Source organism: Pedobacter sp. N23S346, assembly GCF_048515415.1.
Classification (GTDB): Bacteria; Bacteroidota; Bacteroidia; order Sphingobacteriales; family Sphingobacteriaceae; genus Pedobacter.
The window spans coordinates 1-12,068 of record NZ_JBLYEE010000003.1; the positions used below are offsets into that span (position 1 = coordinate 1).

General features: G+C 38.2%; 9 protein-coding genes. 6 read left to right on the forward strand and 3 right to left on the reverse strand.

The features are described from left to right. Positions 1 to 573: 573 nt before the first annotated feature. The 3 genes from ACN1CD_RS06880 to ACN1CD_RS06890 all read right to left on the reverse strand — a co-directional run bounded on the left by ACN1CD_RS06880 (position 574) and on the right by ACN1CD_RS06890 (position 5,573). The gene (locus tag ACN1CD_RS06880; protein ID WP_419129639.1) at positions 574 to 936 is read right to left on the reverse strand and encodes a helix-turn-helix domain-containing protein; all 363 of its coding nucleotides are present in this window, start codon (positions 934 to 936) and stop codon (positions 574 to 576) included. A 304-nt stretch (positions 937 to 1,240) separates the two neighbouring features. Next, entirely contained in the window at positions 1,241 to 2,551 is a 1,311-nt protein-coding gene (locus ACN1CD_RS06885; protein WP_419129640.1) for an amidohydrolase family protein, read from the reverse strand. A 1-nt stretch (position 2,552) separates the two neighbouring features. Then, on the reverse strand, positions 2,553 to 5,573 hold the full coding sequence (locus ACN1CD_RS06890) for an amidohydrolase family protein (protein ID WP_419129641.1): 3,021 nt from the start codon (positions 5,571 to 5,573) through the stop codon (positions 2,553 to 2,555). 113 nt (positions 5,574 to 5,686) lie between these two features. Between ACN1CD_RS06890 and ACN1CD_RS06895 the strand changes: the two genes are divergently transcribed. From ACN1CD_RS06895 to ACN1CD_RS06920, 6 genes are all read left to right on the forward strand, one after another. Then, positions 5,687 to 6,133 (forward strand): cytochrome B, encoded by a 447-nt coding sequence (locus tag ACN1CD_RS06895; protein ID WP_419129642.1) that lies wholly within the window; start codon positions 5,687 to 5,689, stop codon positions 6,131 to 6,133. 827 nt (positions 6,134 to 6,960) lie between these two features. Then, positions 6,961 to 8,358: an anthranilate synthase component I family protein gene (locus tag ACN1CD_RS06900; protein ID WP_419129644.1), complete on the forward strand. Its 1,398-nt coding sequence runs from the start codon at positions 6,961 to 6,963 to the stop codon at positions 8,356 to 8,358. Positions 8,359 to 8,420: 62 nt separating this feature from the next. Continuing rightward, on the forward strand, positions 8,421 to 9,005 hold the full coding sequence (locus ACN1CD_RS06905) for an anthranilate synthase component II (protein ID WP_419129646.1): 585 nt from the start codon (positions 8,421 to 8,423) through the stop codon (positions 9,003 to 9,005). A 73-nt stretch (positions 9,006 to 9,078) separates the two neighbouring features. Further along, the gene (gene trpC / locus ACN1CD_RS06910; RefSeq protein WP_419129648.1) at positions 9,079 to 9,942 is read left to right on the forward strand and encodes an indole-3-glycerol phosphate synthase TrpC; all 864 of its coding nucleotides are present in this window, start codon (positions 9,079 to 9,081) and stop codon (positions 9,940 to 9,942) included. A 206-nt stretch (positions 9,943 to 10,148) separates the two neighbouring features. Then, positions 10,149 to 11,228 carry a mechanosensitive ion channel family protein gene (locus tag ACN1CD_RS06915; protein WP_419129650.1) on the forward strand — a complete coding sequence of 360 codons (1,080 nt, stop codon included), beginning with the start codon at positions 10,149 to 10,151 and terminating at the stop codon, positions 11,226 to 11,228. A gap of 396 nt (positions 11,229 to 11,624) precedes the next feature. Next, on the forward strand, positions 11,625 to 12,026 hold the full coding sequence (locus ACN1CD_RS06920; protein WP_419129652.1) for a hypothetical protein: 402 nt from the start codon (positions 11,625 to 11,627) through the stop codon (positions 12,024 to 12,026). Positions 12,027 to 12,068 lie beyond the last annotated feature (42 nt).

The following is a 12,068-nucleotide window of genomic DNA, read 5'->3' on the forward strand; positions in this document are numbered from 1 at the left end:
AGCATTACGGTCATCTGTACGGTCGAACGAATCGGATACTAAAATACTAAATCCGCAACGTTTTTTCTCTTGTTCCATTTTGATTTTTATTAGGCCAAAATGTGTCAAGTTTTTTTAGGAGAGGACAGTAGGCAACATAAGAGAGGACAGTAAGACACCAACCGATAGAAAAATGACTTAACATAATGCAAGGCTTTGTCCCGCAGATCAAAACAAATTTCGCAGATTTTGCTACTTGCTTCTGCGGAAATCTCCTGAATCTGCGGGATAAATATTTCAGCAATAGTTATTATCTTTTTAAAACACAAAGCAGCCAATAAACTAATATTGGCTGCTTTGTTAGCAATGTCGTTATGCTGAATTTATTTCAGCATCTTTTTGTCGCGACTTATATAAGATGTTTTTGTTAATAAGGCCCTGAAATAAATTCAGGGTGACGATCGTTCATGACCAGTGTACAGAAATTTTCATAAACTGAATGCATATTACTTCTTCTCAGCAGTATACTTATCGCTAAACTTCTTATCCAGTTGCTTGTGCAAATTATCCAAATGAAAGGAACTCTTTAGGGAACTATTTACCTTTCAAAATCTCAATCTTTTCACGTTCAATTGCTAATAAGCGTTCGTATAATTCTATTATTTTTTCAACAGGGTTAAAGTTGTTCTGAATTGAACTATCGTGAAAATTATTGATATTATTGAAAATGGTTTCTTCAGTGAAATGTTTTATTCCTTCAGCTGTTACACCTAATACTTTCGCAACCTTTTCTAAAGTAGAGTCTTCTATCATTTCGCTTTGTTCAAGTTTACTTACCGCTTGTTGGCTAATGCCAAGTTCCGTGGCGAGTGTGTCTTGTTTCATCCCTCTTAATTCGCGTATGCGGCTAATTTTTCTGCCTAAATGTACACGGTTGGTTTTTTCTGCGGTTTCCATATTCCAAATATATCTAAAATTTATGCAGGGTAAAAAACAATATTAAGGTGTTTTTAACATCAAATATAGTTCTGGACTATAATTCTCATCTTTAAATGAATAGATGTTTCATAGATGTTTTGAATAGTATATCGGTTGGTGAAACACCAACCGATAGTAAAAAATAAGGCCCTGAAATAAATTCAGGGTGACGATCGTTCATAAACAGTGTACAAAAGTTTAATCTATTGGTTGGTGTCTCACCAACCTAAAAACAAAAACGGCCAATAAATTAATATTGGCCGTTTCAATTAAACTATTTACTTTACTTCATCTCAGCAATATACTTATCGCTAAACTTTTTATCCAGCTGCTTGTGCAAATTATCTAGATTAATATCTCTGCCCTGAATAAAAGCCTGCTCCACTTTGTTCGTTCTCATATCCAAAGCATCGCCAGCGGAAATAAAGAAAGTAGCATCTTTGCCCGTTTCAATACTGCCTGTGGTTTTATCAATGCCCATTACTTTTGCCGCGTTTAAGGTAATGGTAGATAATGCTTTTTCTTTGTCTAATCCCCAGGCGGTAACCGTTCCAGCCATAAAAGGCAGGTTCCGCTGTTGCCAGTAACCATCAATACTTAATGCCACGGTTAAACCAGCGTTGGCCAAAACGGCTGCGTTTTTATAGGGCATGTTCACATCATCATCATTATTATTAGGTAAAGCATGAGGCTGTTTAACCACCAGGCTAATGTTGCTTTCTTTTAAGAAATCGATGATCAGATAAGCTTCATCAGCACCTGTAATTACTGGCGTAATGCCGAACTTTTTGGCGAAGTTTACTGCCGCTACAATATCCTTTTGACTATCTGCTGCGATAAATAATTTCTCTTCACCAGAGAAAACTCTTTTCATGGCATCAAAGCGATTGTTGATCACTTCAGGTTTACCCATCTCTGAATAAGCTTTCGCTTCTGCAAAGAAAGAAGTTAACTGTGCAATAGCAGCCTGCGTTCTTTCTGCTAAAGCTTCTGGCGACATTTGCGGTCTGCCGAAACCTGCAAAACCACCTCTAAAGCGTGGCGTAACCGGCCAGCTCATGTGCATGGCATCATCGGTTTTTAAAGCCGCATCTTCCCAATTCCAGGCATCCAGTTGTACCACTGATGAACTTCCGGAAACTACTCCACCTTGCGGCGTAGGTTGCGCCATTAAAACACCATTGCTACGTAAAGTTGCAGGTACTTTCGAATCGGTATTGTAAGCAACAATAGAACGGATGTGCGAATTGAAATCGCCAATTTCCTGGTAATCTAAAGTTGCTTTGATAGATTCCGTTTCTGCTAAACCCAAATTAGTGGTAGCTGCAATAAAACCAGGATAAATATGCTTACCAGTTGCTATAATTTTACTTACATCATCTTGTGGCACTTGCCCGTTGGCAGTAACGGAAATAATTTTTCCATTGCTGAAAATGATGGTTCCGTTTTCGATCACCGTTCCATTACCTACGTGGACTGTAGCGCCCGTAATGGCAATGGTTTTGGTTTGTTTTTTAGCTGGCGAAATGTTTGCTTGCGCAAAGCACATCAGGCTTGTTGCCGAAAAAGCCAGACTCATTAAATAGGTTTTCATATTAGTGTGCATGTTCGTTCTCGGTTAGCTCTGCTGAATAATTTTCTAAAGTTTCGCAATTGTATAAGCGTGGAGCATCACCTGCCGGGCGTTGCATTTTCGCACCTTTACTTTTGCTCTCCAACATTTTCTGGATCAGACGTGCTTTCTCTGTCTGTTGAGATTTAATGATCTGTGCATCTTTTTCAATGTCCCAATAGGCAATCCCATCTACAAAGGTTTTTTCTGCCTTGGCATAAATAGAAAGTGGGTTAGCCGTCCAGATCACCACATCGGCATCTTTACCCGCCTTTAAACTGCCTACTTTATCATCAATGTGAAGCATTTTTGCCGGGTTTAAAGTCACAAATTTCAAAGCATCTTCTTCAGGAACGTTACCGTATAAAACTGATTTTCCAGCTTCCTGGTTTAAGTGACGGGCCATCTCCGCATCATCAGAGTTAAAAGCCGTGGTTACGCCAACATTATGCATGATTTTCCCGTTGTAAGGAATGGCTTCTGCAACCTCATTTTTATAAGCCCACCAATCTGAGAAAGTAGAACCTGCAATGCCATGGGCTTTCATTTTATCGGCCACTTTATAACCTTCTAAAATGTGCGTAAACGTGTTGATTTTAAAGCCTAAGCTATCTGCAACATGAATTAACATATTGATTTCGCTTTGTACATAAGAGTGACAGGTAATGAAACGTTTGTTGTTCAAGATTTCTACTATCGCATCCAATTCCAAATCTCTGCGAATGCTATTGCCTTTAACCGACATTGCTTTTGCATACTCTTTCGCGCGTGTAAATTCATCAACAAAAGTTTGTTCAACACCCATGCGGGTTACCGGGAAACGGGCGCCGGTTCCAAAATTACTTTGCTTTACGTTTTCACCCAAAGCGAATTTGATGAACCCATCAGCGCCGGCAAATTTTAATTCTTCTGGCGATTTACCCCAGCGAAGTTTAATTAATTGTGATTGACCACCAACCGGATTTGCCGAGCCATGTAGAATATGAGAGGTAGTTACACCACCCGCCAGCTGGCGATAAATGTTTACATCTTCTGAGTTGATAATGTCTGCAATGCGAACTTCGGCCGAAACCGATTGTGCACCTTCATTAATACCGCCGCTGCCAGCAATGTGCGAATGTTCATCGATAATACCAGCGGTGATGTGTTTGCCTGTGGCATCAATTACTTTAGCACCACCTGCCGATAGATTTTTACCAACCGCTTTGATTTTTCCATTCTCTAAAAGTACATCAGTATTTTGCAAAACGCCGTCTTTTTCATTTGTCCAAACGGTACCGTTTTTAATCAGCACCGTTTCTACTTTTGGTAATTCGGTTGTGCCAAAAGCAGTAAAAGGGTAAATAAGCGAGCCAGTTGCTAAGCTAGGTTTAGGTTCGTCTTTTTTCGGTGTTTCTTTTGCCGCTTCTTTATAGGTTGCGGTGAATTTTCCTGTTGAGCCATCTGCCAACGCAGATTCGCCTTTAATCGTAATTGGATTTGCAGAAGTAATGTATCCACTTAAACGAACATCGCCTTTCGGGTTTTTCTTTAGGTTAAAATTGATGCTTACCCAATCGCCATTTCTGGTGAAGGTTGCAGTAGTTTTAACGCTATCTACGCCTGTTCTTTCAATCGCAGCGGTAGAGCCGCCAGCAGTTCCTGTGATTTTTAAGGTTGAAGCACCTACACCATCAACGTTTAAATTATAAGTTCCGCGAACATCACTTACATCCATTTTATTCACAATGAAACGTTTCCCCTGAACCCAGTTTTCGAAAATGATATTTCCGTTTTTAAATAGGTTATCTGATGAGATTAGAAAGTTAGCCACTTTGCCTTTATCAAGCGAACCTACTTTATCACCGATCCCCAAAAGGTCTGCAGGAATGGTGGTTACCGCTTGTAAAGCCTGCTTTTCTGTTAATCCATTTTCTATCGCAGTGCGGATATTAGCCCAAAAATCGCGACTGTTTTCTAATCCAAAAGCGGTTAAGGCAAACTTAATCCCCGCTTTTTCTAAAGCGGCCGGATTGGTTGGTGCCAGTTCCCAGCCTTTCATTTGTGATAAAGTTACGTTTCTGGCCTCAGCAGGATCTTCTACATCATAAGCTTTAGGGAAAGAAATTGGAATGATTAAACTTGCGCCTGTTGCTTTCACTTCGTTGATGCGCTGATATTCATCTCCGCCAGATTTGATGATGAATTTTTTGCCAAATTCTTTTCCAATTTTATCTGCACGCAATACGTTCTGCCAACCATCAACCTCGAAAATTTGAGGAATAGCTTGCTGCTTCCCAAATTCATCTAAGGAGATATTGTACTCCTCTTTCTGTTTGCCATACCACTGCGAATCATAATAGGTTTGGCGCAACAAGGCAATTGATCCCATTAAAGAAGTGGGGTAATCGTTTGATGAAGTCCCTTTATTGAAGGAATAATTTGCTGCGGTTTGGTCTTTCAGAATCACATTGTTATCAGCACCTTCATTTAAGGTTACTGCCGTAGAAACACCGCGGGCAATACCATCGCGACTGATTACATTCACGCTACCGAAACCTACTTTACGCAATTCATCGGCTTTTTTAGTATCTACTGCAAAAATGTTTTTCACATAAGTTTCTGGTCTGATGGCCTCATTCCATCCATATGCACCTTTTTTGGTGGAAACAAAAATAGATTGGCGTTGACTTCCAAAACCACGAGCCTGGGCTGGAGCTTCAGCAATTCCGTAGCTCGAAAAAGCATCAACTAAAGATGGATAAATAAATTTTCCTTTTAAATCTACCACAACATAACCTTTGGGTACGGATAATCCGGCGCCAACTGCCTGAATCGTTTGTCCTTTGATTAAAAGTGTAGCATTTGTTAAAGTTTGATTGGCACTTACTACAATTGTGGCATTGGTAAAAGCAAACATTCCAGGTCGGGTATCAAAAGAACCATTTACGGGGAAGGTGGTTTGCTGTGCAAACATCAATGTAGTAGAAAATACCAGCCCAATGGCGAGTAAAATTTTCTTCATAATAAGTTTAGGGGTTTATTTTGTTTAAAACTAATATAAATAAGCAAGGGATTTATTGAATATCTTATTTTTTACAATTAATGATCTATTTTTGAAGGAAAGAATTTGATCTTATGAACGATATTTTAAAAAGTGCTCATTCAGGATGGCGCTATGTAGTATTTCTCTTGTTAATTATTGCCGTGGTTAAGGCTTTATCTGGCTGGTTTGGTAAAAAAGCATATACAGAAGGTGATAGAAAACTAAATGTTTTTGCACTGATCAGTGCACATATCCAATTGGTAATTGGTTTAGTACTTTACTTTAGTGAAGGTTGGTATAAATTGAGCAGTGCTGGTACACCAGCAGTTCGCTACTTTAAAATGGAACACATCTCCATGATGATTTTGGCGATTATCTTAATTACAGTTGGTAATGCGAAATCTAAAAAGGTAGTTGATGCTGTTGCTAAACACCGTACTATCGCTATTTTCTTTGGATTGGCTTTGGTTATTATTATCGTTTCGATCTTAATGATGACTAAAAGTGTTCCTGGAAGAACGTTTTTTGGGGTTTCTTAGTTAGTTTAACCGCAAAGTGGTGAAGGTTTTTTACCACCGAGCGCACTGGGGTTTTCACAGAGAACATAGAGGTGAAGTAAAAAACTTGGTGTATGCTGTAGTTAATTTATTTTAGGTTCTAACCGCAAAGAGAGCAAAGTTTTCGCAAAGTGGCGCAAAGGTTTTTACCACCGAGTGCACTGAGGTTTTCACAGAGAGCATAGAGGCAGAATAAAAAAAGTTGGTGTACGCTGTAGTTAATTTATTTTAGGTTCTAACCGCAAAGAGAGCAAAGATTATCGCAAAGTGGCGCAAAGGTTTTTACCACCGAGTGCACAGAGATTTTCACAGAGAGCATGGAGGCAGAATTAAAAACTTAGTGTCCTCTGTGCCTTTACTTTGTGATCTCTGTGGTTAAACATTTCAACTTGGCGTTCTTTGCGCTTTTTTCTTGGTGTCCTTTGCGGTTACCTATTACTATTAAGCTTTAAGGAAGTAAAAAATTTGATGTACGCTGTGCCTTCACCTCGTGCTCTCTGTGGTTAAACATTTTAAACTTGGCATTCTTCGCGGTTAAACCTCTTTCCAACTTATTTTCATAAAAATTTCCTTTTTTCAAATTTATTTATATTTTTGCTGCTCATGATCAGCAATATACATACATGGCTTTGGCAAAGTAATTCGAAAACGGATTGCGCTGGCTGCGTATGAGAAAAATATAGTTTATCAACCTAAACCTTAAAGAACCATTAAAGCCCGGCGTAGAACCACACGCTGGGCTTTTTATTTTTAGAAAAAATTACAAAGAGGAGATTGCTTCATCGTTCTCCTCGCAATGACGATAGAAAATGTATAAAATTAATACCACTTACAAAAAAATGCTTGCCGATACCACAACGCCCGTAAGCATTTATTTGCGCTTACGCGATGTTTATCCGAACAGCATCTTATTAGAGAGTTCTGATTACCATAGTCGTGAAAATTCGATGAGCTTTGTTTGTGCCGATCCAGTTGCCGGAATTATTTTAAAAGGATCGAGATTAGAAACGTATTTTCCGGATGGATCGGTCGAAATTAAAGAGAGTAAGAACTTAATCGAAGAGATAGCAGATTTTAAGGATAAATTCAAAGAAACCGAATTGCCTGAAATCAAGTTTATTTCGAGTGGTTTATTCGGTTATTTTACCTGGAATGCCGTTCAGCATTTCGAAGATATTAAATTCACTTCCGAAACGCCAGAGGGCGAAGAAATTCCGGAAATGCAATATCACTTGTATCGCTATCTGATTGCGATTGATCATTTCAAAAATGAAATCACGCTCTTCAAAAATACATTCGAAGGCGAAGAAGAGGGTGGGCTGGAGAAAATGGAATACCTGATTCAAAATAAAAATTATCCTGAATACAAGTTCCACGTAAGGGGAGAAGAATCTTCCAACCTTACCGATCAGGGTTTTATCAGCCTGGTAGAAAAACTTCAAAAACATATTTATCGTGGTGATGTATTTCAGATTGTTCCTTCGAGAGCATTTAAACAGTCGTTTTCTGGTGATGAATTTAATGTTTACCGTTGTTTACGGTCGATAAATCCATCGCCATATTTATTTTATTTCGATTATGGAGATTTTAAACTTTTTGGATCATCGCCGGAAGCACAAATTACCATTGGAAATAATTCGGCAAATATCTTTCCCATTGCAGGTACCTTTAAACGCAGTGGAAATGATATTGAAGATGCAGCGCAGGCTAAAAAATTGGAGCAGGATCCAAAAGAAAGTGCTGAGCATGTGATGCTTGTTGATTTAGCCCGGAACGATTTAAGCAGACATTGTAACCGGGTAGAGGTAAAATCGTTTAAGGAAGTTCAATATTATTCGCATTTGATTCACTTGGTGAGTAAGGTTACCGGCCATTTACAGGAAAATGTGAGTGCATTTAAGGTAGTTGCAGATACTTATCCGGCAGGTACATTAAGCGGTGCACCAAAGTATAAGGCGATGCAGCTAATCGATGAAAATGAGAAGTTAGGAAGGAATTTTTATGCTGGAGCCATCGGTTTTATGGGCTTCAATGAAGATTTTAACCATGCCATTATGATCAGAACTTTTATGAGCAAAAACAATGAATTGCACTACCGAGCTGGTGCAGGTATTGTTGCTGATTCCGTGCCTGAAATGGAAATGCAGGAAGTAAATAACAAGATTGCGGCTTTGCGTAAAGCAATTGAAATGGCAGAAGGCATTTGATGGAAGATGGAAAAAATGGAAGATGGTAAATGTGTAATGGATGATGTATAAAGGAATTTAAAATGGATAATATAGATAAAAAAACAGTTTTGGTAATTGATAACTATGATAGTTTCACTTACAACCTGGTTCATTTAATTAATGAGGTGGGGTACGAAGCTGTGGTTTGGAGGAACGATAAATTTGACCTGGCTGATGTGGCGCAATATGATAAGATTTTGCTTTCTCCTGGCCCGGGGATTCCTGAAGAGGCGGGTTTATTGCTCGATGTAATTAAAACTTATGCACCCACTAAAAGTATTTTTGGTGTGTGTTTAGGGCAGCAGGCTATTGCAGAAGCTTTTGGTGGTACGCTACTGAATTTGGGCCGTCCGATGCATGGCATAGCAACACCTGTTACCGTTGTTGATGGTGATGAACCTTTGTTTTGGGAATGTCCGCAAACGATAAATGTTGGTCGTTACCACAGTTGGGTGGTGAGCAAAGAAAATTTTCCATCTTGCTTAAAAATCACTGCCCGGGATCATAAAAGTGAAATTATGGCGTTGAGACATGAAAGTTTAGATGTTCGTGGCGTACAGTTTCATCCAGAAAGTGTGCTAACTGAATATGGTAAACAAATGATGGAGAATTGGTTGACAGCTTAGCCCCCAGCTCCCTAAAGGGAGAGCGACAGGCAGGTTGGAAATAGCAAACAATAAAAATATTATGCATAGTGATATGAACGATAGAAAGGAAAGCCCCTTTAGGGGTTTGGGGTACGATGGAAATTCAAGTTCCCCTTTAGGGGATTTAGGGGTTGTATCTGTATTAGATAAAATCGTATTACGTAAAAAAGAAGAAGTGGCTGATGCGAAGCGCTTGATTTCCATTCAGGATTTGGAGAAGTCTGTTCATTTTAACCGGACCCCCTATTCTTTTAAAGAGTTTTTACAGGCTGAAGACCGTACCGGAATCATCGCAGAATTTAAACGACGTTCGCCTTCAAAAGGCTTAATTAACGGGGTAGCCAATGTAGCCGAAGTGACCCAGGCATACAATCGTGCTGGTGCATCTGCACTTTCTGTTTTAACAGATTTTGATTTTTTTGGAGGTAAAACCGATGATTTACTTGCAGCGAGAGCCGCAAATGAGATTCCGATTTTGCGCAAGGATTTTATGATCGATGAGTATCAGATTTTGGAAGCGAAAGCCTGGGGGGCCGATATTATTTTATTGATCGCTGCCATTTTGACCCCACAACAGATTATTGATTTTGGGAAATTCGCTCATAATTTAGGTTTAAACGTGCTTTTGGAAGTTCATAACCTGGAAGAACTGGAACGAAGTATTTGCCCTAATTTAGATGCCATTGGTGTAAATAATAGAAACCTGGCGGATTTTACAGTTGATATTCAAACTTCTTTTGATTTAGTAAATAAGATTCCGAATGAATTTTTAAAGATCTCTGAAAGTGCCATTAGCGATCCGAAAATAATTAAAGAATTAAAGAGTGCTGGCTTCGATGGTTTTTTAATTGGAGAAAACTTTATGAAAACTGATAATCCTGGTGCAGCAATAAAAGATTTTGTGGAGCAGATGTAATAGTCATCGGATGAATATAGCACACGTACTATTTATTCATCCGATGACTAAGCTCTAGCGCACGTACTATTTATTCATCTGATGACTATAGCTATAGCACACTTACTATTATTCATCCGATGACAATGACTGACTGATTCAAACAATCAATAAATTTTGTTGTTAGATAAAAGAGTAATCTCAAGCATTTAACCAACAAATTTCTTATGCAGTATCTCGACCATTTTTTTGGTTATCCGATTCCGTTATTCGTAAAAAACATCATTATAGGTTGTATTGCCATCCTATTCGGGATTATAATCAAATTTATTTTAAGCAAGACTTTTATCTTGCTTTCCCGTTGGTGGGATTCAATTTTGATTAAATCTACCATTAAACACCTCAGGCGGCCAGTTGCAGTATTTACTCCATTATTACTGCTAAACTTCTCGTTAGATTTAATGGTGATGCCCCTTAAAGTGAGAATGCCAATAGAAAAGGCGCTTGAGATTGCGCTGACTGTTACATTCTCCCTCATCTTAATCAGGTTAATCAATGTATTAGAAGACTTTTTCTTCCTCAAATATGATCTCAACAAAGAAAATAATTTAAAAGAAAGGAAGATTCGCACACAGCTTCAGTTTGTTCGTAAATTTATCGTTTCGCTGATTATTTTAGTTACCGCAGCCATTATTCTATTGAGTTTTGAAAGCATGCGTAAAATAGGTGCAGGTTTATTAACTGGTGTCGGGATAGGCGGGATTATCATCGGTTTCGCCGCTCAAAAATCTCTGGGAAATTTATTAGCTGGCTTTCAGATCGCCTTTACCCAACCCATCAGGATTGATGATGTATTAATTGTGGAAGGCGAATGGGGAAGGGTAGAAGAAATAACCTTAACGTATGTTGTGGTGAGTATCTGGGATCAACGAAGACTGATTTTGCCCATCACTTATTTTATTGAAAAGCCTTTTCAAAACTGGACACGTGTATCGGCAGATTTACTCGGTACTGTTTTCCTTTATATGGATTATACCATTCCAATTGAGCCACTTCGCCAGGAACTAACCAGGTTGTTAACGAGTAATCCACTTTGGGATAAAAGGGTAAATGTGGTTCAGGTTACGGATACCAATAAAGATGGTTCTATTGAAATCAGATTTTTGATGAGTGCTTCTAATTCTTCCAGAGCCTTTGATTTGCGTTGCGAAGTAAGAGAAGCAATGATTACTTTCATCCAGAATAATTATCCTGAAAGTTTACCAAAAACAAGATTGGAACATCGGGATAAGTTTGCGGGTTTGTAGTTTTTACCACCTGATACAACTAAGTCATTTTTCCTGTGGTCACTATTCTCAGAAGCCAAAAGGTAGACTTTCACCTTATTTGATATGTTTTCACGGCATTGGGGAGAACTTTCTGAAAACTGATCACCCAGATGCTGCGATAAAGGAATTTGCGTCTCAAATATAGGCATCTTAAAATCTATGAAGTTTGCACTATCTGATTTTAAAAATGCTTGATTTGGAAGAATAATTAGGATAATCTTTAGCACACCAGTTATCAAAAAAAATAAAGCATTCTAAAAAACTACTTAAAAACAGGTAGTTCTATTTACTTGAAATATAGTATTTTGAGTATAGCTACAGCTTTTGGCATTTAATTTGGATTGGTATTTTAAGAAATTAAAAACTAAAAAATCTATGAAAAAAATTAAATTGCTGTTATCCCTTTCCCTAATTTTAGTAGTAACATTTTTGTTCTCTTGTAAAAAAGACGAAACTACACCAACTGATCAAAATACCTATCCCAGAAAAGTGTCTGTAGAATATAGAATCACTTCGCCATCTGGTCTTACAAGTTTATATAGCATTGTGAGAAGAAATGCAACAGGAGCAACAGAATTGTTTAGTAATCAAGCACTTCCTTATTCTTACAAGTTTGATATGACTGTTAAACAATTTGATGCATTACTAATCAGTGGAACCTCAAACACTGGCGGTACAATTGAATGTGAGATTTTTGTTGACGGTAAGAGTGTTGATAAGAAATCTGGTAGTGGAAATACCTTAACTGATATTACTTCAACTTATGTATTCCAATAATTAAATTTTAAAATAAATTTATGCACAAAAGGTTTTCTTGAT

Excerpts from the sequence above, each read along its gene's own strand:
- ACN1CD_RS06900 (WP_419129644.1), top strand. The coding sequence starts at position 6,961 with ATGTATAAAATTAATACCACTTACAAAAAAATGCTTGCCGATACCACA.
- ACN1CD_RS06895 (WP_419129642.1), top strand. The coding sequence starts at position 5,687 with ATGAACGATATTTTAAAAAGTGCTCATTCAGGATGGCGCTATGTAGTA.
- ACN1CD_RS06890 (WP_419129641.1), bottom strand. The coding sequence starts at position 5,573 with ATGAAGAAAATTTTACTCGCCATTGGGCTGGTATTTTCTACTACATTG.
- ACN1CD_RS06915 (WP_419129650.1), top strand. The coding sequence starts at position 10,149 with ATGCAGTATCTCGACCATTTTTTTGGTTATCCGATTCCGTTATTCGTA.
- ACN1CD_RS06905 (WP_419129646.1), top strand. The coding sequence starts at position 8,421 with ATGGATAATATAGATAAAAAAACAGTTTTGGTAATTGATAACTATGAT.
- trpC (WP_419129648.1), top strand. The coding sequence starts at position 9,079 with ATGAACGATAGAAAGGAAAGCCCCTTTAGGGGTTTGGGGTACGATGGA.
- ACN1CD_RS06885 (WP_419129640.1), bottom strand. The coding sequence starts at position 2,551 with ATGAAAACCTATTTAATGAGTCTGGCTTTTTCGGCAACAAGCCTGATG.
- ACN1CD_RS06880 (WP_419129639.1), bottom strand. The coding sequence starts at position 936 with ATGGAAACCGCAGAAAAAACCAACCGTGTACATTTAGGCAGAAAAATT.
- ACN1CD_RS06920 (WP_419129652.1), top strand. The coding sequence starts at position 11,625 with ATGAAAAAAATTAAATTGCTGTTATCCCTTTCCCTAATTTTAGTAGTA.